This is a genomic window from Burkholderia sp. D-99 (genome assembly GCF_011605345.1).
GTDB lineage: Bacteria > Pseudomonadota > Gammaproteobacteria > Burkholderiales > Burkholderiaceae > Burkholderia.
In genome coordinates this window covers 77,627-103,806 of record NZ_JAAOXM010000006.1, presented here as the reverse complement: position 1 = coordinate 103,806, position 26,180 = coordinate 77,627, and the positions used below count along the sequence as shown (strand labels likewise).

24 protein-coding genes are annotated in these 26,180 nt (G+C 65.0%); 19 read left to right on the top strand and 5 right to left on the bottom strand.

Going from position 1 to position 26,180, the window contains the following annotated elements:
- Positions 1-36 precede the first annotated feature (36 nt).
- The 8 genes from bamA to HAV18_RS22415 all read left to right on the top strand — a co-directional run bounded on the left by bamA (position 37) and on the right by HAV18_RS22415 (position 8,056).
- The gene (gene bamA / locus HAV18_RS22450; RefSeq protein WP_208102082.1) at positions 37-2,346 is read left to right on the top strand and encodes an outer membrane protein assembly factor BamA; all 2,310 of its coding nucleotides are present in this window, start codon (positions 37-39) and stop codon (positions 2,344-2,346) included.
- A gap of 64 nt (positions 2,347-2,410) precedes the next feature.
- A complete protein-coding gene (locus tag HAV18_RS22445; protein ID WP_048248617.1) occupies positions 2,411-2,908 on the top strand; it encodes an OmpH family outer membrane protein in 498 nt (165 codons plus the stop codon).
- Positions 2,909-2,924: 16 nt separating this feature from the next.
- Complete coding sequence (gene lpxD, locus HAV18_RS22440; protein ID WP_166960012.1) at positions 2,925-4,019, top strand: UDP-3-O-(3-hydroxymyristoyl)glucosamine N-acyltransferase; 1,095 nt, start codon at positions 2,925-2,927, stop codon at positions 4,017-4,019.
- A 129-nt stretch (positions 4,020-4,148) separates the two neighbouring features.
- Positions 4,149-4,616, top strand: a complete 468-nt coding sequence (fabZ, locus tag HAV18_RS22435) for a 3-hydroxyacyl-ACP dehydratase FabZ (protein ID WP_166960010.1) — start codon at positions 4,149-4,151, stop codon at positions 4,614-4,616.
- A gap of 58 nt (positions 4,617-4,674) precedes the next feature.
- Positions 4,675-5,463, top strand: a complete 789-nt coding sequence (gene lpxA, locus HAV18_RS22430) for an acyl-ACP--UDP-N-acetylglucosamine O-acyltransferase (RefSeq protein ID WP_166960008.1) — start codon at positions 4,675-4,677, stop codon at positions 5,461-5,463.
- A gap of 3 nt (positions 5,464-5,466) precedes the next feature.
- Positions 5,467-6,636 (top strand): lipid-A-disaccharide synthase, encoded by a 1,170-nt coding sequence (lpxB, locus tag HAV18_RS22425; protein ID WP_166960006.1) that lies wholly within the window; start codon positions 5,467-5,469, stop codon positions 6,634-6,636.
- On the top strand, positions 6,633-7,277 hold the full coding sequence (gene rnhB, locus HAV18_RS22420; RefSeq protein WP_166960004.1) for a ribonuclease HII: 645 nt from the start codon (positions 6,633-6,635) through the stop codon (positions 7,275-7,277). The genes lpxB and rnhB overlap by 4 nt, the downstream gene beginning before the upstream one ends.
- Positions 7,274-8,056: an RNA methyltransferase gene (locus tag HAV18_RS22415; RefSeq protein ID WP_166960002.1), complete on the top strand. Its 783-nt coding sequence runs from the start codon at positions 7,274-7,276 to the stop codon at positions 8,054-8,056. The genes rnhB and HAV18_RS22415 overlap by 4 nt, the downstream gene beginning before the upstream one ends.
- A 100-nt stretch (positions 8,057-8,156) precedes the next feature.
- On the opposite strand, the gene HAV18_RS22410 is transcribed toward HAV18_RS22415, so the two are convergent.
- Entirely contained in the window at positions 8,157-8,972 is an 816-nt protein-coding gene (locus HAV18_RS22410; RefSeq protein WP_011352445.1) for a pyruvate, water dikinase regulatory protein, read from the bottom strand.
- A gap of 376 nt (positions 8,973-9,348) precedes the next feature.
- On the opposite strand from HAV18_RS22410, the gene ppsA reads away from it, so the two are divergent.
- The 3 genes from ppsA (at position 9,349) to HAV18_RS22395 (ending at position 13,359) form a co-directional block, all read left to right on the top strand.
- Positions 9,349-11,751: a phosphoenolpyruvate synthase gene (ppsA, locus tag HAV18_RS22405; RefSeq protein WP_166960000.1), complete on the top strand. Its 2,403-nt coding sequence runs from the start codon at positions 9,349-9,351 to the stop codon at positions 11,749-11,751.
- Positions 11,752-11,955: 204 nt separating this feature from the next.
- Positions 11,956-12,390: an NfeD family protein gene (locus HAV18_RS22400; protein WP_166959998.1), complete on the top strand. Its 435-nt coding sequence runs from the start codon at positions 11,956-11,958 to the stop codon at positions 12,388-12,390.
- A 33-nt stretch (positions 12,391-12,423) separates the two neighbouring features.
- Positions 12,424-13,359, top strand: a complete 936-nt coding sequence (locus HAV18_RS22395; RefSeq protein ID WP_166959996.1) for an SPFH domain-containing protein — start codon at positions 12,424-12,426, stop codon at positions 13,357-13,359.
- Positions 13,360-13,612: 253 nt separating this feature from the next.
- Here the strand turns inward: HAV18_RS22395 and smpB are convergent, their stop codons facing one another.
- On the bottom strand, positions 13,613-14,059 hold the full coding sequence (gene smpB / locus HAV18_RS22390) for an SsrA-binding protein SmpB (protein WP_014896751.1): 447 nt from the start codon (positions 14,057-14,059) through the stop codon (positions 13,613-13,615).
- 98 nt (positions 14,060-14,157) lie between these two features.
- On the opposite strand from smpB, the gene HAV18_RS22385 reads away from it, so the two are divergent.
- A complete protein-coding gene (locus HAV18_RS22385) occupies positions 14,158-14,595 on the top strand; it encodes a type II toxin-antitoxin system RatA family toxin (RefSeq protein WP_048248602.1) in 438 nt (145 codons plus the stop codon).
- A gap of 4 nt (positions 14,596-14,599) precedes the next feature.
- Complete coding sequence (locus HAV18_RS22380; protein WP_166959994.1) at positions 14,600-14,923, top strand: RnfH family protein; 324 nt, start codon at positions 14,600-14,602, stop codon at positions 14,921-14,923.
- Positions 14,924-14,980: 57 nt separating this feature from the next.
- Here HAV18_RS22380 and HAV18_RS22375 read toward each other — a convergent pair whose 3' ends face one another.
- The 3 genes from HAV18_RS22375 to HAV18_RS22365 form a co-directional block, all read right to left on the bottom strand.
- Positions 14,981-15,964, bottom strand: a complete 984-nt coding sequence (locus HAV18_RS22375; RefSeq protein WP_166959992.1) for a DMT family transporter — start codon at positions 15,962-15,964, stop codon at positions 14,981-14,983.
- 136 nt (positions 15,965-16,100) lie between these two features.
- Entirely contained in the window at positions 16,101-16,787 is a 687-nt protein-coding gene (locus tag HAV18_RS22370; RefSeq protein ID WP_166960556.1) for a glutamine cyclotransferase, read from the bottom strand.
- A 31-nt stretch (positions 16,788-16,818) separates the two neighbouring features.
- Positions 16,819-18,039, bottom strand: a complete 1,221-nt coding sequence (locus tag HAV18_RS22365) for a helix-turn-helix domain-containing protein (protein ID WP_166959990.1) — start codon at positions 18,037-18,039, stop codon at positions 16,819-16,821.
- 114 nt (positions 18,040-18,153) lie between these two features.
- On the opposite strand from HAV18_RS22365, the gene HAV18_RS22360 reads away from it, so the two are divergent.
- From HAV18_RS22360 to HAV18_RS22335, 6 genes are all read left to right on the top strand, one after another.
- A complete protein-coding gene (locus tag HAV18_RS22360) occupies positions 18,154-18,918 on the top strand; it encodes a DUF899 domain-containing protein (protein ID WP_166959988.1) in 765 nt (254 codons plus the stop codon).
- 30 nt (positions 18,919-18,948) lie between these two features.
- On the top strand, positions 18,949-19,755 hold the full coding sequence (locus tag HAV18_RS22355) for a DUF2182 domain-containing protein (protein WP_166959986.1): 807 nt from the start codon (positions 18,949-18,951) through the stop codon (positions 19,753-19,755).
- A 278-nt stretch (positions 19,756-20,033) separates the two neighbouring features.
- Complete coding sequence (guaB, locus tag HAV18_RS22350; RefSeq protein ID WP_166959983.1) at positions 20,034-21,494, top strand: IMP dehydrogenase; 1,461 nt, start codon at positions 20,034-20,036, stop codon at positions 21,492-21,494.
- 6 nt (positions 21,495-21,500) lie between these two features.
- A complete protein-coding gene (locus HAV18_RS22345; protein ID WP_166959980.1) occupies positions 21,501-22,112 on the top strand; it encodes a hypothetical protein in 612 nt (203 codons plus the stop codon).
- 116 nt (positions 22,113-22,228) lie between these two features.
- On the top strand, positions 22,229-23,848 hold the full coding sequence (gene guaA, locus HAV18_RS22340) for a glutamine-hydrolyzing GMP synthase (protein ID WP_166959977.1): 1,620 nt from the start codon (positions 22,229-22,231) through the stop codon (positions 23,846-23,848).
- A gap of 964 nt (positions 23,849-24,812) precedes the next feature.
- Positions 24,813-26,168 (top strand): glycosyl hydrolase family 18 protein, encoded by a 1,356-nt coding sequence (locus tag HAV18_RS22335; protein WP_166959973.1) that lies wholly within the window; start codon positions 24,813-24,815, stop codon positions 26,166-26,168.
- Positions 26,169-26,180: the final 12 nt, after the last annotated feature.

Sequence of the window (26,180 nt, the reverse complement as noted above, 5' to 3'; positions counted from 1 at the left end):
GCCGCCCGATTTGATGCAGCTAAATATTGGGGATGCATGTTGTTCAAACCTCATCGCTTTGTACCTAAGACAGTTGCGGCGGCTGCGCTTGCCGCTCACGGCCTCGCGGCGCATGCAGCGGCACCGTTCGTGGTGCAAGACATCAAGATCGAGGGGCTGCAGCGCGTCGAAGCGGGTTCGGTGTTCGCATATCTGCCGATCAAGCAGGGCGATACCTTCACGGACGACAAGGCATCCGAAGCAATCCGCGCGCTGTACGCGACGGGCTTTTTCAACGACGTTCGCATTGCCACGCAGGGCAACGTCGTCATCGTGCAGGTGCAGGAGCGTCCGGCCATCGCGTCGATCGACTTCACCGGCACGAAGGAATTCGACAAGGACAACCTGACGAAGGCGCTGCGCGCGGTCGGTCTCGCCGACGGCCGCTACTACGACAAGGCACTCGTCGACAAGGCGGAGCAGGAGCTCAAGCGCCAGTACCTCACGCGCGGCTTCTACGCGGCCGAGGTCAAGACGACGGTCACGCCGGTCGACGCGAACCGCGTGTCGATCCTGTTCGCGGTGGCCGAAGGCCCGAGCGCGAAGATCCGCCAGATCAACTTCATCGGCAACAAGGCGTTCAAGACCAGCACGCTGCGCGACGAGATGCAGCTGTCGACGCCGAACTGGTTCTCGTGGTACACGAAGAACGACCTGTACTCGAAGGAAAAGCTGACGGGCGACCTCGAGGCCGTGCGCTCGTACTACCTGAACCGCGGCTACCTCGAGTTCAACATCGAGTCGACCCAGGTGTCGATCTCGCCCGACAAGAAGGACATGTACCTGACGGTGACGCTGCACGAAGGCGAGCCGTACACGGTGTCGGGCATCAAGCTGTCGGGCAACCTGCTCGATCGCGAAGCCGAACTCAACAAGCTGATCAAGATCAAGCCGGGCGACCGCTTCTCGGCCGAAAAGCTGCAGCAGACCACCAAGTCGATCGTCGACAAGCTCGGCGAATACGGCTACGCATTCGCGGCCGTCAACGCGCAGCCGGACATCGACCAGGCGAACCACAAGGTGAACCTGAACCTCGTCGTCGATCCGAGCCGCCGCGTGTACGTGCGCCGCATCAACGTCGTAGGCAACACGCGCACGCGCGACGAAGTGGTGCGCCGCGAAATGCGCCAGCTCGAAAGCTCGTGGTTCGATTCGAACCGTCTCGCGCTGTCGAAGGACCGCGTGAACCGTCTCGGCTACTTCACCAACGTCGACGTGACGACGGTGCCGGTCGACGGCACGAACGACCAGGTCGACGTGAACGTGAAGGTCGACGAAAAGCCGACCGGCGCGATCACGCTGGGCGCCGGCTTCTCGTCGACGGACAAGGTCGTGCTGTCGGCCGGCGTGTCGCAGGACAACGTGTTTGGTTCGGGCACGAGCCTGTCGGTGAACGTCAACACCGCGAAGAGCTACCGCACGCTGACCGTCACGCAGGTCGACCCGTACTTCACGGTCGACGGCATCAAGCGGATCACGGACGTCTACTACCGCACGTACCAGCCGCTCTACTATTCGACGAGCTCGAGCTTCCGGATCATCAGCGCGGGCGGCAACCTGAAGTTCGGCATTCCGTTCTCGGAAGTCGACACCGTTTACTTCGGCGCGGGCTTCGAGCAGAACCGCCTCGACGTCGATTCGAACACGCCGCAGAGCTACCAGGATTACGTGAACCAGTTCGGCCGAGTGTCGAACACGGTGCCGCTGACCGTCGCGTGGTCGCGCGACGCGCGTGACAGCGCGCTGATTCCGAGCCGCGGCTACTTCACGCAGGCGAACATGGAGTACGGCGTGCCGGTCGGCAAGATCCAGTACTACAAGGCCGACCTGCAGGCGCAGTACTACTATTCGTTCTCGCGCGGCTTCATCCTGGGCATGAACCTGCAGGGCGGCTACGGTAACGGTATCGGCAACCCGTACCCGATCTTCAAGAACTACTACGCGGGCGGTATCGGCTCCGTGCGAGGCTACGAGCCGAGCTCGCTGGGCCCGCGCGACACGAAGACGAACGACCCGATCGGCGGTTCGAAGATGGTCGTCGGCAACATCGAACTGACGTTCCCGCTGCCGGGCACGGGTTACGACCGCACGCTGCGCGTGTTCACGTTCCTCGACGGCGGTAACGTGTGGGGCAACGCGCCGGGCGGCACGAGTACGGGCGCCAACGGCCTGCGTTACGGCTACGGCGTGGGTCTCGCGTGGATCTCGCCGATCGGCCCGCTCAAGCTGAGCCTCGGCTTCCCGCTGCAGAAGCACGAAGGCGACCAGTATCAGAAATTCCAGTTCCAGATCGGGACGGCGTTCTGACCGAACGCATGACAACAGCAACGAGAGGGTAATTTTGCTAACCGGTAAGTTTTCGAAACGAGTGATGTGCGCGCTGACCGTTGCGCTGGCCTTGGGCGCGGCAACGGTGCACGCACAGGACGTCGCCCGCATCGCGGCGGTCAATTCGGATCGGATCCTGCGCGAGTCGGCGCCCGCGAAGGCGGCGCAGACGAAGCTCGAAGCCGAGTTCGCGAAGCGCGACAAGGATCTGCAGGACTTGGCGGCGCGTCTGAAGTCGATGTCCGATTCGCTCGACAAGAACGGCACGTCGCTGTCGGCGGCCGATCGTGCGCAGAAGCAGCGCGATCTCGCGCAGCTCGATACCGACTTCCAGCGCAAGCAGCGCGAGTTCCGAGAGGACCTGAACCAGCGCCGCAACGAGGAGCTGGCGGCTGTGCTCGAGAGGGCGAACAAGGTCATCAAGCAGATCGCCGAGCAGCAGAATTACGACCTGATCGTGCAGGAAGCCGTGTACGTCAGCCCGCGCATCGACATCACCGACAAGGTGCTCAAGGCGCTCGCGTCCGGCTCGACGAACTGAACGGAGCAGACGACGAATGGCATTGACGCTTGAGGAACTCGTAAAGCGGTTCGGCGGCGAGATCGCCGGCGACGCACAGTGCAAGGTGAGCGGGCTCGCACCGCTCGACCAGGCTGGCCCGCAGCAACTCGCGTTCCTCGCGAATCCGAAGTACCTGTCGCAGGTCGAGTCGACCCGCGCCGGCGCGGTGCTGATCGCGCCGAAGGATCTGGAAAAGCTCGGCGCGGCCGCTACCGGCCGGACGGCCGGGCCCCGCAATTTCATCGTCACGCCGAATCCGTATGCGTATTTCGCACGCGTCGCGCAGATGTTCATCGATCTGGCCACGCCGCAGCGTGCCGCAGGCGTGCATCCGAGCGCGACGATCGATCCGGCCGCACAGGTCGCCGCGAGCGCGGTGATCGGCCCGCACGTAACGGTCGAGGCCGGTGCGGTGATCGAAGACGGCGTGCAGCTCGACGCGAACGTATTCATCGGCCGCGGCACGACGATCGGCGCGGGCTCGCACCTGTATCCGAACGCGTCGGTGTACCACGGCTGCAAGGTCGGCCCGCGCGCGATCATCCATGCGGGCGCCGTGATCGGCTCCGACGGCTTCGGCTTCGCACCGGATTTCGTCGGTGACGGCGACGCGCGTACCGGCAGCTGGGTCAAGATCCCGCAGGTCGGCGGCGTATCGATCGGCCCGGACGTCGAGATCGGCGCGAACACGACGATCGACCGCGGCGCGATGGCAGATACCGTCATCGACGAATGCGTGAAGATCGACAACCAGGTGCAGATCGCCCACAACTGCCGGATCGGCGCCTACACGGTGATCGCCGGCAAGGCGGGCATCGCGGGCAGCACGACGATCGGCCGCCACTGCATGATCGGTGGCGCGGCCGGGATCGCTGGCCACGTGACGCTCGGCGACTATGTCATCATCACCGCGAATTCGGGCGTGTCGAAGTCGCTGCCGAAGGCCGGCATCTATACCAGCGCGTTCCCGGCCGTCGACCACGGCGAATGGAACAAGAGCGCCGCGCTCGTGCGCAACCTCGACAAGCTGCGCGAGCGCATCAAGGCGCTCGAAGCCGCGCTCGCCGCCCAGGGCGGCACGCACGCCTGAGCGCATCATGCGAGATCTCGAACCGGGCACGGCCAGCGCAACCGGCCCGGTTTGCCAGACAGGGCCGCACGGCGGCCCGCTTCAGCCTTTGCATCACCACCGCGCAGCCTCTGCGTGAGACGAACCATCATGAGCACTGAAAAAATCAATCTCGACATCCACAAGATCCTCACGCTGCTGCCGCATCGCTACCCGATTCTGCTCGTCGATCGCGTGCTCGAACTCGAGCCGCACAAGGGAATCAAAGCGCTGAAGAACGTGTCGATCAACGAGCCGTTCTTCCAGGGGCATTTCCCGAAGCGGCCGGTGATGCCGGGCGTGCTGATCCTCGAGGCACTCGCGCAGGCCGCGGCGCTGCTGACCTTCTCGGAAGAGCAGCCGAAGGATCCGGAGAACACGCTGTACTACTTCGTCGGGATCGACGGCGCGCGCTTCAAGCGTCCGGTCGAGCCGGGCGACCAGCTGATTCTGAACGTGACGTTCGAACGCTACATCCGCGGTATCTGGAAGTTCAAGGCGGTGGCGGAAGTGGACGGCAAGGTGGCGGCGGAAGCCGAACTGATGTGCACGGTCAAGACGACCGACGCGGCGCCCTGAGCGACGCGGCACGCACAGGCAACGCAACGCGACACATCACATCGAGAGGCAACGGCGCATGACCAGGATTCATCCCACCGCGATTGTCGAACCGGGCGCGCAGATCGACGAATCGGTCGAGATCGGCCCGTACGCGATCGTCGGTCCGCATGTCACGATCGGCGCGCGCACGACGATCGGTTCGCACAGCGTGATCGAGGGCCATACGACGCTCGGCGAGGACAACCGCATCGGCCATTACGCGTCGGTCGGCGGTCGTCCGCAGGACATGAAGTACAAGGACGAGCCGACGAAGCTCGTGATCGGAAACCGCAACACGATCCGCGAATTCACGACGATCCACACGGGCACCGTGCAGGACGTCGGTGTGACGACGCTCGGCGACGACAACTGGATCATGGCCTATGTGCACATCGGCCATGACTGCACCGTCGGCAGCCACGTGATCCTGTCGAGCAACGCACAGATGGCCGGCCACGTCGAGATCGGCGACTGGGCGATCGTCGGGGGGATGTCGGGCGTCCACCAGTTCGTGCGCATCGGCGCGCACTCGATGCTCGGTGGTGCTTCGGCGCTCGTGCAGGACATTCCGCCGTTCGTGATCGCGGCGGGCAACAAGGCCGAGCCTCACGGGATCAACGTCGAAGGGTTGCGCCGGCGCGGTTTCTCGCCCGACGCGATCTCCGCGCTGCGCAGCGCTTACCGCCTGCTGTACAAGAACGGTCTGTCGTTCGAGGAAGCGAAGGTGCAGCTGCGCGAGCTCGCGGAAGCGGGCGGCGACGGTGACGCGGCGGTCAAGGCGTTCGTCGAGTTCATCGACGCGTCGCAACGCGGCATCATCCGCTAAGCGATGCCGCTTCCGACCACTCAGCTCCGGCTTGCGATGGCGGCCGGCGAACCGTCGGGCGACCTGCTCGGGGCATCGCTGCTCGGCGGGCTGCGCGAGCGACTGCCCGAATCGGCCCAGTTCTACGGGATCGGCGGGCAGCGGATGATCGCGCAGGGCTTCGACTCGCACTGGCAGATGGACAAGCTGACCGTGCGCGGTTATGTCGAGGCGCTGGGCCAGATCCCCGAGATCCTGCGGATTCGTGGTGAGCTCAAGCGCCAGTTGCTCGCCGAGCGGCCGGACGCGTTCATCGGCATCGACGCGCCCGACTTCAACTTCAACGTCGAACAGGCGGCCCGCGACGCGGGTATCCCGTCGATCCACTTCGTGTGCCCGTCGATCTGGGCATGGCGCGGCGGCCGGATCAAGAAGATCGCGAAATCCGTCGATCACATGCTGTGCCTGTTCCCGTTCGAACCGGCGATTCTCGACAAGGCAGGCATCGCGTCGACCTACGTCGGCCATCCGCTGGCCGACGAGATCCCGCTCGAACCCGACACGCACGGTGCGCGCATCGCGCTCGGATTGCCGGCCGACGGCCCGGTGATCGCGGTGCTCCCGGGCAGCCGGCGCTCGGAAATCGCGCTGATCGGCCCGACGTTCTTTGCGGCGATGGCGCTGATGCAGCAGCGCGAGCCCGGTGTGCGGTTCGTGATGCCGGCGGCGACGCCCGCGCTGCGCGCGCTGCTGCAGCCGCTCGTCGATGCGCATCCGCAGCTCGCGCTGACGCTCACCGACGGCCGCTCGCAGGTCGCGATGACGGCGGCCGACGCGATCCTCGTGAAGAGCGGCACGGTCACGCTGGAAGCCGCGCTGCTGAAGAAGCCGATGGTGATCTCGTACAAGGTGCCCTGGCTGACCGGGCAGATCATGCGCCGGCAGGGTTACCTGCCGTACGTCGGCTTGCCGAACATCCTGGCGGGGCGTTTCGTCGTGCCCGAGCTGCTGCAGCATTTCGCGACGCCCGAGGCGCTCGCCGATGCGACGCTCACGCAGCTGCGCGACGACGCGAACCGCCGCACGCTCACCGAAGTATTCACCGAAATGCATCTTTCGTTGCGGCAGAACACGGCCGCGAAGGCCGCCGAAGCGGTCGTGCGCGTGCTCGAACATCGCAAGGGGCGCGCATGACCGCAGTACGTGCATCACGCCGCCGCGCGTCGAGCGACGAGCAGGGCGGTTTCGACTTCAGCCGCCCTGACGAGATCGTCTGCGGTGTCGACGAAGCGGGCCGCGGCCCGCTCGCGGGGCCGGTGGTGGCCGCCGCCGTGATCCTCGATCCGGCGCAGCCGATCGACGGGCTCGACGATTCGAAGGCGCTGTCCGCGAAGAAGCGTGACGCGCTGTACGACCTGATCGTCGCACGTTCGCGCGCGTACTGCGTCGCGTCGGCGAGCGTCGACGAGATCGACACGCTGAACATCCTGCACGCGACGATGCTCGCGATGAAACGGGCCGTCGAGGGGCTGTCGGTCCTGCCGACGCTCGCGCAGATCGACGGCAACCGCTGCCCGACGCTGGCGGTGCGTGCCGAGGCGATCGTCAGCGGCGACGCGCTGGTGCCGAGCATCTCGGCCGCGTCGATCCTCGCGAAGGTCACGCGCGATCGCATGCTCGTCGACCTGCACGCGCGTTTCCCGGTGTACGGCTTCAACGTGCATGCGGGCTACGGCACCGCGAAACACCTTGCCGCACTGCGCGAGCATGGCCCGTGCGAAGCGCATCGGCGCTCGTTCGCGCCGGTTCGTGCGGCACTCGACCTGATTCGATGAAAAGCATTACTTCCCGCGACAATCCGCTGTACAAGCGCCTGAAGGCGCTGGCGGGTTCGACGCCCCATCAGCGCCGCAGTGGCCAGGCGCTGCTCGAAGGATTCCATCTCGCGAGCGCGTACCTCGATACGGGAGCGACGCCGGAGCTGTGCGTGGCGACCGAAGGCGCGCTCGGCCACGCCGAAGCGCAGGCGATCGTCGCACGGGTGGACGCGCAGCGGATCGTCACGCTGCCCGACGCACTGTTCGGGCAGTTGTCGAACGTCGTCAACGGCGTCGGTTTCCTGCTGCTCGTCGACCGGCCAGAACAACCGCTGCCCGCTCGCGTCACGCATACGTCGGTTGTGCTCGACGGTGTGCAGGATGCCGGCAACGTCGGCTCGATCCTGCGCAGCGCGGCGGCGGCCGGCGTGCGCCACGTGTTCTGTGCGCCGGGAACGGCGTATGCATGGTCGTCGAAGGTGCTGCGCTCGGGCATGGGTGCGCATTTCCTGCTGTCGATCCATGAGGATGTCGAAGCCGGTGCGCTCGCCGAGCGCCTCGATGTGCCGGTCGCGCTGACCGACTCGCACGGTGCGCAGGCGGTCTATGACTGCGACTTGTCGGGGCCGGTTGCATGGGTGTTCGGCAACGAGGGCGCCGGCGTATCGACGTTCTGGCGCGACGCGGCCACGCATCGCGTGACGATCCCGCAGCCGGGCGGGATGGAGTCGCTGAACGTCGCAGCAGCCGCAGCGGTGTGCCTGTTCGAGCAGGTACGCCAGCAGCGGAGTGCGTGACGCCGCGCATGCGCATTTCCCGCCCCATGAAAGAAGGCCGCGTTCGACGCGGCCTTTTTGTTTCCGGCGGGCGGCCAGGCGGCCGCCAGCGCGCAGGCGCTCAGTACGACTGCCGGTCGAGACGGATTTCCTGCAGGATCGTCGTCGCGATTTCCTCGATCGATTTGTGCGTCGACGACAGCCACTTGATCCCTTCGCGACGCATCATCGCCTCGGCCTCGTTGATCTCGTAACGGCAGTTCTCGGGCGCAGCATACTTGCTGCCCGGTCGGCGCTCGTTGCGGATCTCCGACAGGCGTTGCGGGTCGATCGACAGCCCGAACAGCTTCTCGCTATACGCGGCGAGCGCCGACGGCAGCTTGCCGCGCTCGAAATCTTCCGGAATCAGCGGATAGTTGGCTGCCTTCACGCCGTACTGCATCGCGAGATACAGGCTCGTCGGCGTCTTGCCGCTGCGCGACACGCCGACGAGGATCACGTCGGCTTCCGACAGGTTGCGGTTCGACTGGCCGTCGTCGTGCGCGAGCGAGAAGTTGATCGCCTCGATCCGGGTCTTGTATTCCTCGGTGTCGGCGTTCTGGTGGCCGCGGCCCATCGCGTGGCTCGATTTCAGCTCCAGCTCCTGCTCGAGCGGTTCGACGAAGCGCTGGAACATGTCGAGCACGAGCGCGTTGGAGCGTTTGACGATGTCGTTCGACTCGCTGTCGACGAGCGTCGTGAACACGATCGCGCGGCGGCCGTCGTGTACGGCGGCCTCGTTGATCTTCTCGACGGTCGCATAGGCCTTGTCGAGCGAGTCGACGAACGGCACGCGCACGAGACGGAATTTCTGGTCGAACTGGGAGAGGATCGAGTGCGCGAAGGTTTCGGCAGTGATCCCGGTGCCGTCGGAGACGATGAATACGGTAGGCAGCATGAATCTGGGCGTCGAGCGTGAAGGGCGGTTGCGCGGGCGGCTGGAGGTTCGCCTCCAGACGCAGTGACAAGGTCGCGCCACATCCGGCAGCCGGCACGGTAGAATAGCGGCAACCTGTTGGATAAGCAATTGCGGGGGCAGGGCGCGAACGGCGCCCCAGGCTTTGCCGCTCGATTCCAAAATTCCCGGCAAGTGTGGCGATTTGTCTGCAAATATCGCCCTTCTGCCGGGATTTTTGCAAATCGGGTCGAAATATTTTTCGCCACTGCGATTGTTTATCTAACAGGTTGCGCAAGACGCGCCGCGCCTTTTTGCAAGCGCCCGCGTCCGAGCCCACTTGCGCAATCGAGCATTTTTTTCACACTTAGGGGCTTGTATGACTAACGCAGCAAACGTCGCAAAGGACCAGGCGTATGTAATTCCGTTCGAGCAGTTGCGGATGACCGATGTGGAGATCGTGGGCGGCAAGAATGCGTCGCTCGGCGAGATGATCAGCCAGCTTTCCGAAGCAGGCGTTCGCGTACCCACCGGTTTCGCCACGACCGCGCTCGCGTTCCGTGATTTCCTCACGCACAACGACCTTACCGACCGCATCGCCAAGCGTCTCGAGTCGCTCGACATCGACGACGTGAAGGCGCTCGCCGAAGCCGGTGCCGAAATCCGCAAGTGGATCGTCGACGCGCCGATGCAGGCACGTCTCGAACAGGAGATTCGCGAGCAGTTCGAAATCCTGAAGAACGGCTCGCCGGCCGAGCTGTCGTTTGCCGTGCGTTCGTCCGCGACCGCGGAAGACTTGCCCGACGCATCGTTCGCCGGCCAGCAGGAGTCGTACCTGAACGTCGTCGGCATCGAAGACGTGCTCGACCGCATGAAGCACGTGTTCGCGTCGCTGTACAACGACCGCGCGATCTCGTACCGCGTGCACAAGGGCTTCACGCACGCCGAAGTCGCGCTGTCGGCCGGTGTGCAGCGCATGGTCCGCTCGGACGTCGGCGCCGCCGGCGTGATGTTCACGATCGACACCGAATCGGGCTTCAAGGACGCCGTGTTCATCACGTCGAGCTACGGCCTGGGCGAAACCGTCGTGCAGGGCGCTGTGAACCCGGACGAGTTCTACGTGTTCAAGACAACGCTCGCACAGGACAAGTACCCGATCATCCGCCGCTCGATCGGCTCGAAGCTGATCAAAATGGAGTTCACGCAGCCGGGCGAGCCGGGCCGCGTGAAGACGGTCGACGTGCCGCACGAACAGCGCAACCGCTACTCGATCACCGACGAAGACGTGATCGAGCTGGCGAAGTACGCGGTCATCATCGAGAAGCACTACCAGCGTCCGATGGACATCGAGTGGGGCAAGGACGGCCGCGACGGCAAGATCTTCATCCTGCAGGCGCGCCCGGAAACCGTGAAGAGCCAGGCAACCGGCAAGGCCGAGCAGCGCTTCAAGCTGAAGGGCCAGTCGCAGGTGCTGGCGACGGGCCGTGCGATCGGTCAGAAGATCGGTGCGGGCCCCGTCCGCGTGATCCAGGATCCGTCGGAAATGGAACGCGTGCAGCCGGGCGACGTGCTGGTGGCCGACATGACCGACCCGAACTGGGAGCCGGTGATGAAGCGTGCGGCCGCGATCGTCACGAACCGTGGCGGCCGGACTTGCCACGCGGCGATCATCGCGCGTGAACTCGGCGTGCCGGCAGTCGTCGGTTGCGGCGATGCGACCGACATCCTGAAGGACGGCGCGCTCGTCACGGTATCGTGCGCGGAAGGCGACGAAGGCAAGATCTACGACGGCCTGCTCGAGACGGAAGTCACGGAAGTGCAGCGCGGCGAACTGCCGGAAATCCCGGTCAAGATCATGATGAACGTCGGCAACCCGCAGCTCGCGTTCGACTTCTCGCAACTGCCGAACGGCGGCGTGGGTCTTGCGCGTCTCGAGTTCATCATCAACAACAACATCGGCGTTCACCCGAAGGCGATCCTCGAGTACCCGAACATCGACCAGGACTTGAAGAAGGCCGTCGAGAGCGTCGCGCGCGGTCACGCATCGCCGCGCCAGTTCTACGTCGACAAGCTGACCGAAGGTGTCGCGACGATCGCGGCGGCGTTCTATCCGAAGCCCGTGATCGTGCGTCTGTCCGACTTCAAGTCGAACGAGTACAAGAAGCTGATCGGCGGTTCGCGTTACGAGCCGGACGAGGAAAACCCGATGCTGGGTTTCCGCGGCGCATCGCGCTACATCGCTGAAGACTTCGCGCAGGCGTTCGAGATGGAGTGCCGTGCACTGAAGCGCGTGCGCGACGAGATGGGCCTGACCAACGTCGAGATCATGGTGCCGTTCGTGCGTACCGTGAAGCAGGCGGAGCGCGTCGTCGGCCTGCTCGAGAAGTTCGGCCTGAAGCGCGGCGAAAACGGCCTGCGCCTCGTGATGATGTGCGAAGTCCCGACCAACGCGATCCTCGCCGAAGAGTTCCTGGAACACTTCGACGGTTTCTCGATCGGCTCGAACGACCTCACGCAGCTCACGCTCGGCCTCGACCGCGACTCGGGCATGGAACTGCTGGCGGCCGACTTCGACGAACGCGATCCGGCCGTCAAGTTCCTGCTGAAGCGCGCGATCGACACCTGCCGCAAGATGGGCAAGTACGTCGGCATCTGCGGCCAGGGCCCGTCCGATCACCCGGACTTCGCGCAATGGCTGACCGACGAAGGCATCGTGTCGATCTCGCTGAACCCGGACACGATCATCGATACGTGGCAGGCGCTCGCCGCCAACCGGAAGTAACGGTCGGTGATGCCGCTTCGGCGAAAGCGCGGTGCCGCCGCGCTTTCGTTGAAGGCAAAATGCAAGGTTCGTGTTATAAACACCCCGGTACACACCGGGGTGTTTTTGTTTGTCGGTACGCAACGTGCCGACCCGGGCGTGCTGGTCGCCTCCGCTCGCGGCAGCGAATATAGTGAGTACAGGGGCGTTTTTCTGGAGGCCAAAATGATGTCGGGGCATCTGTTCTGGTGGGTCGCGGTGGGCGTACTGGTCGTGGCCGAACTGCTGACGGGCACGTTCTACCTGCTGATGATCGCGCTCGGCTTTCTCGCGGGCGGCTTGCTGCAACTGGCCGGTTTCGCGCCGCACGTGCAGTTCGGCGCGGCGGCCGCGGTCGCGATCGTCGCGATGATCGTATTGCGGCGTTCGGGGCTCGGCCGCAAGCAGAAGCGCGACACGTCGACGAATCCCGACGTCAATCTCGACATCGGCTCGACCGTCACGGTCGACGCGTGGCGTGACGGCCGCGCGCGCGTGCAGTATCGCGGCGCCGACTGGGACGTCGAGCTTGCGAACGGCGAGCGCGACGATGCGCGCGTGTATCAGGTGAGTGCCGTGCGCGGCAATTGTCTCGTGGTCGTGGCGAAACTCGCGGGCTGATCGTCCGCCGATACAACAAGGAGGGAATACTTCATGGATTCGCTGATCATCTGGGTTGTCCTGCTCGTCATCGCGATCGTGATCGTGTCGAAGACGGTGAAGATCGTGCCGCAGCAGCATGCATGGGTACTCGAGCGCTTCGGGCGCTATCACGCGACGCTGTCGCCCGGTCTGAACATCGTGCTGCCGTTCGTCGATCGCATCGCGTACCGGCACATCCTGAAGGAAATCCCGCTCGACGTGCCGAGCCAGATCTGCATCACGCGTGACAACACGCAGCTTCAGGTCGACGGCGTGCTGTATTTCCAGGTGATGGACCCGATGAAGGCGTCGTACGGGTCGAGCAACTTCGTGCTCGCGATCACGCAGTTGTCGCAGACAATGCTGCGCTCGGTGATCGGCAAGCTGGAACTCGACAAGACGTTCGAGGAACGCGATTTCATCAACCACAGCATCGTGTCGGCGCTTGACGAGGCCGCGTCGAACTGGGGCGTGAAGGTGCTGCGCTACGAGATCAAGGACCTGACGCCGCCGAAGGAAATCCTGCACGCGATGCAGGCGCAGATCACCGCGGAGCGCGAAAAGCGTGCGTTGATCGCCGCATCCGAGGGCCGCAAGCAGGAACAGATCAACCTCGCGTCGGGTGCGCGTGAAGCGGCCATCCAGAAGTCCGAAGGCGAGCGGCAGGCCGCGATCAACCAGGCGCAGGGCGAGGCCGCTGCGATTCTTGCCGTGGCCGAGGCGAACGCGCAGGCGATCCAGAAAATCGCGAACGCGATGCAGTCGCAGGGCGGCATGGACGCGGTGAACCTGAAGGTCGCCGAGCAGTATGTCGGCGCGTTCGCGAATCTCGCGAAGCAGGGCAATACGCTGATCGTGCCGTCGAACCTGTCGGATCTCGGCAGTGCGATCGCATCGGCGATGTCGATCGTCAAACACGCGTCGCCGGCTGCGGGCGGGAAGGGCTGAGCCGGACGGATGCGATCCCGCAGGCGGCCGCCCGTTTGAGGTCCGCCTGCGGCGAATCGTCGCGCAGCCTGGCCGGTTCGGGTGACGCTTGCGGGATGCCGCCGGCGTGCATCTTCAGCCGAAACAGGCGGCGTTGCGTGTGGAATCCCGCCGGCAGGCTCCGCCCGTCGATCGGTATCGACGATTCATGCAGTCCAAAACGACACGGCCCGCTTCGAGCGAGCCGTGTCGTTTGCGAAGCGCGTCGTGTGCTTCAGGTGCCGGCGCGCATGATGCGTGCCTTTTCGCGTTCCCAGTCGCGCTTCTTCTCGGTTTCGCGCTTGTCGTGCAGCTTCTTGCCCTTCGCGAGCGCGATGTCGCACTTCACGCGACCGCCCTTGTAGTGGAAGTTCAGCGGCACGAGCGTGTAGCCACGCTGCTCGACCTTGCCGATCAGTTTCTTGATTTCCTCGCGGTGCAGCAGCAGCTTGCGCGTGCGAACCGGGTCGGGCGTGATGTGCGTCGAGGCTTCGGGCAGCGGGCTGATATGGGTACCGATCAGGAAGATTTCGCCGCTCTTCACGACGACATAACCTTCCCGGATCTGGCCGCGCCCGGCGCGCAGCGCCTTGACTTCCCAGCCCTCGAGCACGAGCCCCGCCTCGTAGCGTTCCTCGATGTGATAATCGAAGTGCGCTTTCCTGTTGTCGATGATGCTCATGAAAGGATCGGGCCAACTCGTTTAAAATCACGATTTTAGCAAAGCAGGGCGGGAATCGCCCGGCTTGCGTTCCCACTTTAAGCGATGCCGCGCGATTTATGGCAGATGTCCAGAAAACCGTATTGATCCGTCACTCGGCGGAACAGATGTTCGACCTCGTCACCGACGTGGCCGACTACCCCAATTTCCTGCCCTGGTGCGGCGGCGTCGAGATTCGCCGTCAGGACGAGAGCGGGATGGAAGCGCGCATCGATATCAACTTCAAGGGCATCAAGCAGCATTTCGCGACGCGCAATACGCAGGAGCGCCCGACGCGGATCGACATGGAGTTCACAGACGGCCCGTTCAAGAAGTTCACGGGCACGTGGCGCTTCACGGCGTTGCGTGCCGATGCGTGCAAGATCGAATTCGCGCTGCACTACGAGTTCTCGAGCATCCTGCTCGAGAAGATCATCGGGCCGGTGTTCAGCCACATCGCGAACACGTTCGTCGATTCGTTCGTGAAGCGCGCCGACCAGCGCTACGGGAAGGGGTGACGCGATGTTGTCGATCGAAGTCTGCTACGCGCTGCCGGATCGCCAGACGCTGATTCCGCTGTCGCTGCCCGAAGGGGCGACGGTTCGTTCGGCGATCGATGCGAGCGGCGTGCTTGCGCTGCACCCGGAAATCGATCTCGCGAACGCGAAGACGGGTGTGTACGGCAAGCTTGCGCCGCTTGACGCGCCGCTCGCCAACCACGACCGCGTCGAGATCTACCGCCCGTTGATCGTCGATCCGAAGCTCGCGCGCCAGCGGCGCGTCGACAAGTCGCGGCGCGGCGGCTCCATCGAGGGCCGCAAATGGATGCACAAGGACGCGCGCTGACGCGGATCGATCCGCGACTTTCGCCCCTCCCATTCGTCTGACCAAACGCCGCGGCGCTCAGTGGGCCGCGGCGTTCGCGTTTGCCGGCGCGTTTCCTGGCGTACCGCCGCCGGCGGGCGTGTTGCCGTGCCGCCGCACCGATCCGTAGACACCCGCGAGCAACAGCACCAGCGCGGCGATTTCGAGCGCATGCGGCATCCGCCGGTCGTACACGAACGCATAAAGCATCGCGAATACGGTTTCGAACACGATCAGCTGGCCCGACAGCGTGAGCGGCAGCCGCTTCGACGCGGCATTCCACAGCCCGTTGCCAAGCCACGAAGCACCGATCGCGAGCACGAGGTTCAGCAGCCAGAACAACTGCCAGCGCGACGCCGGCACCGCTGCCTGCACCGAGCCGGCCGGCAGCGCGAGGATCGCGATCCAGACGAGCCCGCCGATCAGGCCCGTCACGACTCCCCACAGCACCGACCACTCGTTGCCGCCGAAATGATGGTGGCGCTGCAGATAGCGTGCGTTCGCGACCGCATACCAGGTCCAGCTCGCGAGCGCGCCCGCCGCGCAGGCGATGCCGGCGAGCTTCTGGCCGAGCGTGGTCGCATGCGCGGCCTCGGACGTGAACAGGTCGACGTTGATGCAGACGATGCCCGCGATCACCAGCGCGAGCGGGGCGGCGAGCCGGCGCAGCGGTACGGCGCCGTGGTCGCCGAGGCCCGCGAGCGTCACCGTGACGGGCAGCACGCCGACGATCAGGGAGCTGGGTGCGATGCCGATCAGGTGCACCGCGCCGGACAGCAGCATGTAGTACGCGACGTTGCCGACGACGGCGAGCCTGACCAGCGCGACGAGATCCTCGCGGGTCAGCCGCGCGAGCAGCGAGCGGGCGGCCGGCAGCGCGGCTGCGAGCGACACGAGGCCGTACATCGCATAGCGGCCGGCGCTCAGCAACAGCGGCGAGAAATCGGTCAGCAGCCGCGGAACGAGAAACACCATGCCCCACAGGGCGCCTGCCAGGACACCATAAACCACACCGCGCTGCATCGACCGCTCCGAACACATGACTGACGAGCGCGCATCTTAGCGACGCCATCGCGGCGTCGTCTTGTTCATTCCTGCACTCGGCGCAGCGCGATGCCTTGGCGTGCAGCGCGCAGGAGCGATCCCGGCAGGCGGCCGATCAATCGTCAGCCGGATCGGGCGTCGCTCCCGCACTGTCGTGCGGCGCCCGCACCCGCGCGGGCCGGCGCACGGTGCGCAACGTGCCGCTGTTGCCGCCGCCGCAGTAGAAGCGGTCGTGGCCGTCGGATTCGAGCCCCGATACGCCAACGCCGGCGGGCATGTCGATCTGCTCGAGCACCCGGCCCGTGCGCGGATCGATGTGCCGCAGGTCGGCCTGGTCGGCTTCCCAGGTGCCGTGCCACAACTCGCCGTCGACCCACGTCACGCCGGTGACGAAGCGGTTCGATTCGATCGTGCGCAGCACCGCGCCCGATTGCGGATCCACCTGATGAATCTTGCGTTCGCGGTACTGGCCGACCCACAGCGCGCCTTCGGCCCATGCCAGCCCCGAATCGCCGCCGCCACCGGGGGCGGGAATCGTCGCGAGCACGCGGCCCGATTCGGGATCGATCTTCTCGATACGGTCCTCGACGATCTGGTACAGGTGGCGGCCGTCGAACGCTGTGCCCGCATGCGCGGCGACGTCGATCGAGCGGACGGTCGTGCCGCGCTCCGGGTCGAGCGCATTCAGCTTGTCGCCGGACGCGTACCACACGTACTTCCCGTCGAACGTGACGCCGTGTACGCCGTCTACGCCGGGAAACGGGCCGTATTCGCGAAGGATCTCTGCACTGGAGCGTTTCATGTTCGTCACCTCGTCGTTCGGTGAGGTCATCCTAATCTCCCGGCAGCGGGGCAGGGAGTAACAAGGTCGTCGCGAAACCGGGCAGCGGCGGCGTCATCCAGCGGCGCGCGCGGCCGCGGCCGAGCGCCTGGACCTTGTCCGCTTCGGCGAGCGCGTCGAGCGCGCGCTGCACGGTGCGTTGGCTCGCGCCGAGAGCCAGCGCCAGCGCGGAGCTCGACCATGCTTCGCCATCGGCGAGGAGCGCAAGCACGGCCGCGTGGCGATCGTCGACCGGGCGCGCCAGGACGACGGTCTCTCGTACGCCGAGCGGCTCGAGCGCAAAGCCGCGCGGCGTTGCGACGACGTTGGCGAGCGGCCGCAGCACCGCGCGCAGCCGGCCGATCTCGACGCGCAGCCGCGCGCGATGCGATTCGTCCGCGTGTTTCGCGCGGAACGCGGCGGCCACGAGCGCGTTGCGCGACACGTCGGCCGGCCATGCTTCGCCGAGCGCACGGGCGAGCACGAACAGCACGGGCCGCCGCGCGAGCGACACAGTCGTGCGCGCGTCGCGCACCGTGTGGCGGCACGCATCGACGACGAGCGCGTTCGACGCGAACAGCGTCTCGACTTCGTCGAGCTGCACGAGCCTTGATGTGCCGCGCGCGATGAGGCGCGCCGCCGGTGCGTCGAGTACGCGTGCCGCAGTGTCGACCTCGGCCGTCAGTGCGGCGATGCCGGCGTCGCGGGCGGCTGCGTGCGCACGGGCGAGCGCCGCGCGTGCCGCGTGCGTACGGATGCGGCGCATCGCGATGCCGGCCGCGATCAGTTCATGGGCGGCGCGCGACGCGGCTGGCAGCGGCGCGGGATCGAGATGCGCGAGCAGTTGCTCGGCATCGTCGATATGGCCGATCAGCAGCAGCCGGCGTACGCCGAGATAGCGTGCATGCGCGGCGTTCGCGCGGTCGCCGTGCGCGTCGAGCGTTGCGCAGGCCGTATCGAGCGCGCGCGTCGGCCAGCGCAGGTCGCGCGACGCGAGTGCGATCTCGGCTTCCGCGACGACGCAGCGTGCCCGTGCAACGGCTTCCTTCGCGCCGAATGCACGGGCGGCGCCGCGCACGAGGGCTCGCGCGCGTTCGAAATCGCCGAGCTGCGCCATCGCGATGCCGCGCAGCGCGAGCGCCGGCGCATCGTCGCGCAGCGCGACGCGGTTCAACGCGCCGAGCGCGTCACCGGCCGCGAGCGCGCGCGCGGCCGCGGTGATCAGCGAATCCATCCGAATCCCGACACACTTGTCACTCCCTCCGGTCCGATGCCCGCCACTAATCTAGCACCACGCACACGGCACTGTCCGCCGTGCCCGGATACCCATCGGAAGGAGGAACCCGCAATGACGACCCATCTCACCGGAACGCGCGACGAATGGCTGGCCGAGCGCCGCGCACTGCTCGATGCCGAAAAGGCGCTGACGCGGCAAAGCGACGAACTCGCACGGCGGCGCCAGGCGCTGCCTTGGGTGCGCGTCGACAAGACCTACCGGTTCGACACCGAAGACGGGCAGGCGACGCTCGACGACCTGTTTTGCGGCCGTTCGCAACTGCTCGTCTATCACTTCATGTTCGGCCCCGACTACAAGGCCGGCTGCCCGTCGTGCTCGGCGCTCGCCGACGGTTTCGACGGCTTCGCCGTGCACCTGGCGAACCACGACGTGACGCTCGCGGCGGTGTCGCGTGCGCCGCTCGCGAAGCTCCTCGCTTACCGCGAGCGGATGGGGTGGACCTTCCCGTGGGCATCGTCGGTCGGCAGCGATTTCAACTTCGACTTCAATGTGTCGTTCACCGAAACGCAGCAGCGCGCGGGCGACGTCGAGTACAACTACGCGCGGGCCGGTCACGCGATGGACATGGATCCGCCGCCGGCACCCGTCGTGCAGTTCGCGGCGACCTGCGGCACCGACGCGCTCACGTACTCGCTCGACCGGCCGGGGATGAGCGCGTTCGTGCGCGAGGATGGCGTCGTCTATCACACGTACTCGACCTACGCGCGCGGGCTCGACGGGCTGTGGGGGATGTACCAGTGGCTCGATCGCGCGCCGCGCGGGCGCAACGAGGCCGGCCCGTGGTGGCGCCGTCACGACGAGTACGCGCGCGGTTGAGCGCAAGCCGGCGACGGGCGGGAGCGCGCGATGGCGCAGTCGGCAACCGGCGGGGCGGGCCCTGATCCGCGGGCATTCGGGGCCGCATTCGCGGCCGTGTTCGCCGTCGCCGTGACGGCGGCACTGGCGCAGCATGCGTCGATGGCCGCGATGGGCAGTGAACCGATGGCCGGCGGCTGGATGGCTTCGGCCGCATGGCAGCAGACGTGCGGCCGAAGCACCGTCCGCGCATTCGCGGCGTTCGCCGGAATGTGGGGCGCGATGACCGTGGCGATGATGCTGCCGGTGCTGGCGCCGATGCTCTGGCGATACCGGCAGAGCATCGGCCCGATGGGCACGGCGCGTTCCGCCTGGCTCGTCGTCGTCGCGGGCGTCGGATATTTCGCGGTGTGGATGGCGTTCGGGGCGCTCGTGTTTCCGGCTGGCGCCGAGCTGACGGCCGCCGCCGCACGGCTCCCGGCGCTTGCCCGCGCGCTGCCGTTCGCGGCCGGCGCGGTCGTGTCGGTTGCGGGCATGCTGCAATTCTCCGCGTGGAAGGCGCGGCGGCTGGCGTGCTGCCGGCATACGGCACGCGACGCACACCGGTTGTCGGCAGTTGCCGGTGTGGCATGGCGGCACGGCGTGCGGGCCGCCATGCACTGCAGCGCCTGTTGCGGGAACCTGATGGCGATCGCGCTGGCGGCCGGCATGATGGACCTGCGCGTGATGGCCGCCGTGACGGTCGCGATTGCTGCCGAGCGCCTCGCGCCAACCGGCGGGCGTGTTGCGCAGATCGCCGGTTGCGTGGCGGTCGGCGGCGGCATCGCGATGATCGTGCGTGCGGCCGGACTGCTATAACACAGGGTAGGCAGGCCGAGTCGACACGTTGCCGGGCCTTGCTTCACCGTGGCCGCATCGGCCGCGTGACCTGTGCGCAACAGGCCGATGGGCCACGTTGCCGCCCGTTGCGCGAATGGCTCGATGCAGCGGTGAAACGAAAGGCGATCGAAAACGAACCGAACCGCGATCCGAACGATTCGGCCCCCGAACGGCTGAAACCGGCTAAGCCGTTGTTCGTGTTGTGAAAATTCGCAGCGCTTCGCGTATAATTCGCTTTTGCGCCCATAGGATTTGCCATGCGTCTGATCCAAAAAGCACTCACTTTCGATGACGTGCTCCTCGTTCCCGCCTTCTCCGACGTTCTCCCGCGCGACACCAGCCTCAAGACCAAGCTGACCCGCAACATCTCCCTGAACATGCCGCTCGTGTCCGCCGCGATGGACACGGTCACCGAAGGTCGCCTCGCGATCGCGATGGCACAGCAGGGTGGCGTCGGTATCGTCCACAAGAACCTCACGCCGGCCGAGCAGGCCCGCGAGGTCGCGAAGGTCAAGCGTTTCGAGTCGGGCGTCGTCCGCGATCCGATCACGGTGCCGCCGCAAATGAAGGTGCGCGACGTGATCGCGCTGTCGCGCCAGCATGGCATCTCGGGTTTCCCGGTCGTCGAAGGCCCGCAGCTCGTCGGTATCGTCACGAACCGCGACCTGCGTTTCGAAACGCGCCTCGATGAGCCGGTCAAGTCGATCATGACGCCGCGCGAGCGCCTCGTCACGGTCAAGGAAGGCACGCCGCTCGCCGAAGCGAAGGCGCTGATGCACAGCCACCGCCTCGAGCGCGTGCTGGTCGTCAACGACGCGTTCGAACTGCGCGGCCTGATGACCGTCAAGGACATCACGAAGCAGACCGAGCACCCAGACGCGTGCAAGGACGAACACGGCAAGCTGCGCGCAGGCGCGGCGGTTGGCGTCGGCGCGGACAACGAAGAGCGCGTCGAGCTGCTGGTGCAGGCCGGCGTCGACGTGATCGTCGTCGATACCGCGCACGGTCACAGCAAGGGCGTGCTCGAGCGCGTTCGCTGGGTCAAGCAGAACTTCCCGCACGTCGAGGTGATCGGCGGCAACATCGCGACGGCCGCCGCCGCGAAGGCGCTCGTCGAATACGGCGCGGACGCGGTCAAGGTCGGTATCGGCCCGGGCTCGATCTGCACGACGCGGATCGTCGCCGGTGTCGGCGTGCCGCAGATCAGCGCGATCTCGAACGTCGCGGAAGCCCTGAAGGGCACCGGCGTGCCGTGCATCGCCGACGGTGGCGTGCGCTTCTCGGGCGACGTGTCGAAGGCCCTCGCGGCCGGCGCGAACGCGGTGATGATGGGCAGCATGTTCGCGGGCACCGAAGAGGCGCCGGGCGACGTGTTCCTGTTTCAGGGCCGCCAGTACAAGTCGTACCGCGGCATGGGTTCGGTCGGTGCGATGAAGGACGGCGCGGCGGACCGCTACTTCCAGGACAACTCGGCGAACATCGACAAGCTCGTGCCGGAAGGCATCGAAGGCCGCGTCGCGTACAAGGGTTCGGTCAACGCGATCCTGTTCCAGCTGGTCGGTGGTGTGCGCGCGAGCATGGGCTACTGCGGCTGCCGCACGATCGACGAGCTGCACGACAAGGCCGAATTCGTCCAGATCACCGCGGCGGGCATGCGCGAGTCGCACGTGCACGACGTGCAGATCACGAAGGAAGCGCCGAACTACCACGTGGACTGATCGCCGATGAAACCGCTGCTGCGAGCCGTGCTGATTATCGATGCCGTGCTGCTGCTGGCGTTCGGCGTGCTGTTCGTGCTGACGCCCTGGCAGTCGCTCTTCAACGCGCTGCAGCTTGCGAACGTCCAGCCGGCGATGCTCGGCCAGGCGTTCGGCATCGCGTTGCTCGGGCTCGCGTGGCTCGCGTTTCATGCAGCGTTCAACGGGGATCTCACGGCGCCGGTTGCGCGCTCGGTCGGCCATGTGTACTGGCTGACCGGTGCGCTGACGATCGTCTGGTCGATCGGCACCGGCAGCGGTCCCGCGCTCGCAGCCGCCGGCAGGGTGCTGTCGGCCGTGGCCGGCGTTGCGCTGATCGTCCTCGGCCTCGGCGGCGTGCGGCTCGCATCGGCCGTGCGCCGGCGCGAAAAAGCGCAGGCGCTCGAGGCGCGCGCGCCAGCGCAGCGTCCGGACGAGCCGGCGATGGCGCAAGCGTCGTCGGCCGCGCCGCAGCGTGTCGAACCCGTTGTCAGCCGTCCCGCGGCACCGTCGCCGGCCGCCGCAAAGTCACCGGCCGCATCCGGCCCATCGTCGTCAGGCACCGTCGCACTCGACGAGCGCCCGCCGATGCAGGATTGACCGGCCATGCGTCGCGCGTGCTGCCTTCCGCCCGACGCCGCTGTCCATGCTATTGACGCAGCGCATGATGCAAATGATGCGCTGCTTTTCTTATTCTCTTCATCCCGTCCGCAGCCATGCACGACAAAATCCTGATTCTCGACTTCGGTTCGCAAGTCACCCAACTGATCGCGCGCCGCGTGCGTGAAGCGCACGTCTACTGCGAAATCCATCCGAACGATGTGTCCGACGACTTCGTCCGCGAATTCGCGCCGAAGGCGGTGATCCTGTCGGGCAGCCACGCGAGCACGTACGAAGACCACCAGCTGCGCGCGCCGCAGGCCGTGTGGGATCTCGGCGTGCCGGTGCTCGGCATCTGCTACGGCATGCAGACGATGGCCGTGCAGCTCGGCGGCAAGGTCGAGTGGAGCGACCACCGCGAATTCGGTTACGCGGAAATGCGCGCGCACGGCCATACGCGCCTGCTCGACGGCATCGAGGATTTCAAGACGGACGAAGGCCACGGGATGCTGAAGGTCTGGATGAGCCACGGCGACAAGGTTGCCGAGCTGCCGCCGGGCTTCGCGCTGATGGCGTCGACGCCGAGCTGCCCGATCGCCGGCATGGCCGACGAGGCACGCGGGTACTACGCGGTGCAGTTCCATCCGGAAGTTACGCACACGCTGAAGGGCCGCCAGATCATCGAGCGCTTCGTGCTGCAGATCGCCGGCGCGAAGCCCGACTGGATCATGAAGAATCACATCGAGGAAGCCGTCGCGAAGATCCGCGAGCAAGTCGGTGACGAGGAAGTGATTCTCGGCCTGTCGGGCGGTGTCGATTCGAGCGTCGCGGCCGCGCTGATCCATCGCGCGATCGGCGACCAGCTCACCTGCGTGTTCGTCGACCACGGCCTGCTGCGCCTGAACGAAGGCAAGATGGTGCTCGACATGTTCGAGGGCCGCCTGCATGCGAAGGTCGTGCACGTCGACGCAGCCGATCAGTTCCTCGGCCACCTGGCCGGCGTGACCGATCCGGAAGCGAAGCGCAAGATCATCGGCCGCGAGTTCGTCGAGGTGTTCCAGGCCGAGGCGAAGAAGCTGTCGAAGGCGAAGTGGCTCGCGCAGGGCACGATCTATCCGGACGTGGTCGAATCGGGCGGCACGAAGACGAAGAAGGCGACGACGATCAAGAGCCACCACAACGTCGGCGGCCTGCCGGAAACGCTCGGCCTGAAGCTGCTCGAGCCGCTGCGCGACCTGTTCAAGGACGAAGTACGCGAACTGGGCGTCGCGCTCGGCCTGCCGCCGGAGATGGTGTACCGCCATCCGTTCCCGGGCCCGGGCCTCGGCGTGCGGATTCTCGGCGAAGTGAAGCGCGAGTTCGCGGACCTGCTGCGCCGCGCTGACGCGATCTTCATCGAGGAATTGCGCAACACGACCGCGACCGCGCAGGATGCGGCTGCCGGCCTGTGCGGCGAAGCCGATGTCGGCAAGAGCTGGTACGACCTGACGAGCCAGGCGTTCGCAGTGTTCCTGCCGGTCAAGTCGGTGGGCGTGATGGGCGATGGCCGCACGTACGACTACGTGACGTCGCTGCGCGCCGTGCAGACGACCGACTTCATGACCGCACACTGGGCGCACCTGCCGTACGCGCTGCTCGGCCGCGCGTCGAACCGGATCATCAACGAGGTGCGCGGGATCAACCGGGTCGTGTACGACATCTCGGGCAAGCCGCCGGCGACGATCGAGTGGGAGTGAGTGGTAAAACGTTCCTCTTGAAATCAATGGCTTACGCAGTACCTTGCGGGATTTCCGTTGTGATCCCCATGGTTGTAAGCCGTTGATCTAGAAGCGAACTTTCGACGATTCCGGAGACCGCCCGCCGAGTGAGCGCCGCAAAATGACGGTGGAGCGGGCGGTATATGCCGGATGCATGATTGCGACTCGATAATCTACCGGCAGCGTGATTCGGTCGTGGCAGTAAAACTCCTTCCAAAATTCCGGGCGTGGTGCGGGTTTGCGGGCACATCGAGGGCTCGTGGTTGGCAGCGGTAAAAGCTTTGCCAATCACGAGAACGAGAAAAGCAGCTCACTGAATTCACACTCCGCAACCTCAAACCCCGTACAGCCCTGTACAAGATCGCTGACTGCGGCGGCATATATGTCGCAGTATCTCCGGCGTTCACCATTTCCTTTTTCGATACGATTGCCGCATTATTGAGCGGCGAGAAACGATGACAATCGGCCGCAATGGCCGAGGGTGTATTTCGCTGGCGTTGGCGCGGGAAAAACTGCTGGATGCCGGCGTGCCGTCCGTGAAGACGGGTGCCTGGCCGTGGCGAAGCAGAGGAAAAAGCAGCGGCGCGTCGTGACGAAGACCTTTGGTGAATGTGTCGGCAGCCGGCGTAATGGAGCCGGAATGACGAATCCGAAAGTACATTGTTGCGCGCGATAGGGTTTTTGCCGTCGAATTGGTGTCGTGTGTTTTTCCAAAGAATCGATATTCTTTTCACGCAGTTCGGAAGGTTTTGTCTTTCGCCATTTCCTATACTGATCTTCAGCAACGTGGAACGCCTCAGTTCATTGCGTGGCTGTGTCGTCTCTGGGCGTGACCGCATTGCTGATGCGCCACGGTCAATTGGCCGTGGTATTTGGTGGCCTTCTACTGTAGTTGCAGCGTCGCGCGCCACCGCCCAAAAACGCTACGTCACAGGAAAGAAAAATGGCAAACCTACAAAACGGCATCAATGCGTGGATTTTCTTGAACGAAGACGAACCGCCACAAACCAACTACAACAGTCCAGAAAGTTGCTATCAATCGCTCGTCGATTGCAAGGTTTACGACAGTGCAAGTTTTCTTGGCATTGCTTTTTTTGAAGTCATTCCCGCCGCGCAGGGTTCCACGATCCAAATCGGCAACTCATCTCATCCGGGTGGCCTGACTAATCAGGATTATTTGAATTTTGTGCTCCGCGATGCGCGTCAGGTCAATCCCGGAATAAAATTTCTGGCCACAATGGTGTATTCCGGTGCCAATACCTTGGCGGCGGTTTTTTCAGGGAGCGGGGATCCGCAAACGCAGGCAAGTAACTTTGCAAATAATCTGGTGGCATATCTTAAAGATAATGGAATGAATGGCTTGGACATCGATTGGGAAGGCGATGTTTCCGAGAAAATGACGCGATCGCAGTTCCAGATCCTGTTTTCTGCAATTCGCAATGAATTTGATCGGCAGCCCGTGAAATATTATCTGTCATTCACGCCCGCGTGGCCCACCGACACGACTGATTATTCTGCAGTCAATAGCAAATTCGATTTTGTCTCGCCGCAATTCTATGACGGCACGCCGCTATCAGCGTTCCTCGATGCCGGAATATCGCCGTCCAGGATTGGCTATGGGGCTCAGTTTGAGCCAGGAAATGCAGCCCCCAATGCCAGCGCGCAACAGGTGTGGAGCATGGTTTCGGAAGGTTTTTCTTTCGGGAGCGCGCTATATGACTATCAAGATATTTTTGTCTGGCGCTTCAATTCTGGAAACTTCCAGTTCGAGCAAGCGCAGTTCATGATTCTTGATCAACTCGGCAATCCACCCTCCAGCAACATCTTCGACGACACGCCGATTATCAACGCAGCGGGCAATCCCAACCTTACCCAGATGACGATCCGATCAGGCGACGTGCTCAACGCGATTCAGGCTGTCAATACCGGGACGGGGCCCTATAACACCGGCACCCAGGGAACGGGAACCGGAATATTTACCTTGTTGCAACACGGCGGAAACAGTGGGGGTGCGCAAACCTTCAATATCCCGCTTAACGATCCGATCGTGTCCATTTCCGGCTACACGGGCGTGTGGTATGGCTGGCAATGTGTTTTGCAACTGTCGTTGACCGGGAAAAGCGGGGTCACTTATGGCCCATTCGGCAGTATGGCCGGCTCAGCCACCCAGAATCGATTTGTACAGCCGGCTCCAGCCGGGCAAAGCGTGGTTGGCTTTAGTGGATCGACGGTGACGGTTCCGCTGGCAGGGGGCAGCCAGACAGCAATCATTGCAACGTTGAACGCCGTTTTCGCCTAAGCACCTGAAACG

What these genes read in the sequence shown, in the direction of transcription:
- bamA (WP_208102082.1), top strand. Translation starts at nt 37, where the DNA reads ATGTTGTTCAAACCTCATCGCTTTGTACCTAAGACAGTTGCGGCGGCT.
- HAV18_RS22445 (WP_048248617.1), top strand. Translation starts at nt 2,411, where the DNA reads ATGTGCGCGCTGACCGTTGCGCTGGCCTTGGGCGCGGCAACGGTGCAC.
- lpxD (WP_166960012.1), top strand. Translation starts at nt 2,925, where the DNA reads ATGGCATTGACGCTTGAGGAACTCGTAAAGCGGTTCGGCGGCGAGATC.
- fabZ (WP_166960010.1), top strand. Translation starts at nt 4,149, where the DNA reads ATGAGCACTGAAAAAATCAATCTCGACATCCACAAGATCCTCACGCTG.
- lpxA (WP_166960008.1), top strand. Translation starts at nt 4,675, where the DNA reads ATGACCAGGATTCATCCCACCGCGATTGTCGAACCGGGCGCGCAGATC.
- lpxB (WP_166960006.1), top strand. Translation starts at nt 5,467, where the DNA reads ATGCCGCTTCCGACCACTCAGCTCCGGCTTGCGATGGCGGCCGGCGAA.
- rnhB (WP_166960004.1), top strand. Translation starts at nt 6,633, where the DNA reads ATGACCGCAGTACGTGCATCACGCCGCCGCGCGTCGAGCGACGAGCAG.
- HAV18_RS22415 (WP_166960002.1), top strand. Translation starts at nt 7,274, where the DNA reads ATGAAAAGCATTACTTCCCGCGACAATCCGCTGTACAAGCGCCTGAAG.
- HAV18_RS22410 (WP_011352445.1), bottom strand. Translation starts at nt 8,972, where the DNA reads ATGCTGCCTACCGTATTCATCGTCTCCGACGGCACCGGGATCACTGCC.
- ppsA (WP_166960000.1), top strand. Translation starts at nt 9,349, where the DNA reads ATGACTAACGCAGCAAACGTCGCAAAGGACCAGGCGTATGTAATTCCG.
- HAV18_RS22400 (WP_166959998.1), top strand. Translation starts at nt 11,956, where the DNA reads ATGATGTCGGGGCATCTGTTCTGGTGGGTCGCGGTGGGCGTACTGGTC.
- HAV18_RS22395 (WP_166959996.1), top strand. Translation starts at nt 12,424, where the DNA reads ATGGATTCGCTGATCATCTGGGTTGTCCTGCTCGTCATCGCGATCGTG.
- smpB (WP_014896751.1), bottom strand. Translation starts at nt 14,059, where the DNA reads ATGAGCATCATCGACAACAGGAAAGCGCACTTCGATTATCACATCGAG.
- HAV18_RS22385 (WP_048248602.1), top strand. Translation starts at nt 14,158, where the DNA reads ATGGCAGATGTCCAGAAAACCGTATTGATCCGTCACTCGGCGGAACAG.
- HAV18_RS22380 (WP_166959994.1), top strand. Translation starts at nt 14,600, where the DNA reads ATGTTGTCGATCGAAGTCTGCTACGCGCTGCCGGATCGCCAGACGCTG.
- HAV18_RS22375 (WP_166959992.1), bottom strand. Translation starts at nt 15,964, where the DNA reads ATGCAGCGCGGTGTGGTTTATGGTGTCCTGGCAGGCGCCCTGTGGGGC.
- HAV18_RS22370 (WP_166960556.1), bottom strand. Translation starts at nt 16,787, where the DNA reads ATGAAACGCTCCAGTGCAGAGATCCTTCGCGAATACGGCCCGTTTCCC.
- HAV18_RS22365 (WP_166959990.1), bottom strand. Translation starts at nt 18,039, where the DNA reads ATGGATTCGCTGATCACCGCGGCCGCGCGCGCGCTCGCGGCCGGTGAC.
- HAV18_RS22360 (WP_166959988.1), top strand. Translation starts at nt 18,154, where the DNA reads ATGACGACCCATCTCACCGGAACGCGCGACGAATGGCTGGCCGAGCGC.
- HAV18_RS22355 (WP_166959986.1), top strand. Translation starts at nt 18,949, where the DNA reads ATGGCGCAGTCGGCAACCGGCGGGGCGGGCCCTGATCCGCGGGCATTC.
- guaB (WP_166959983.1), top strand. Translation starts at nt 20,034, where the DNA reads ATGCGTCTGATCCAAAAAGCACTCACTTTCGATGACGTGCTCCTCGTT.
- HAV18_RS22345 (WP_166959980.1), top strand. Translation starts at nt 21,501, where the DNA reads ATGAAACCGCTGCTGCGAGCCGTGCTGATTATCGATGCCGTGCTGCTG.
- guaA (WP_166959977.1), top strand. Translation starts at nt 22,229, where the DNA reads ATGCACGACAAAATCCTGATTCTCGACTTCGGTTCGCAAGTCACCCAA.
- HAV18_RS22335 (WP_166959973.1), top strand. Translation starts at nt 24,813, where the DNA reads ATGGCAAACCTACAAAACGGCATCAATGCGTGGATTTTCTTGAACGAA.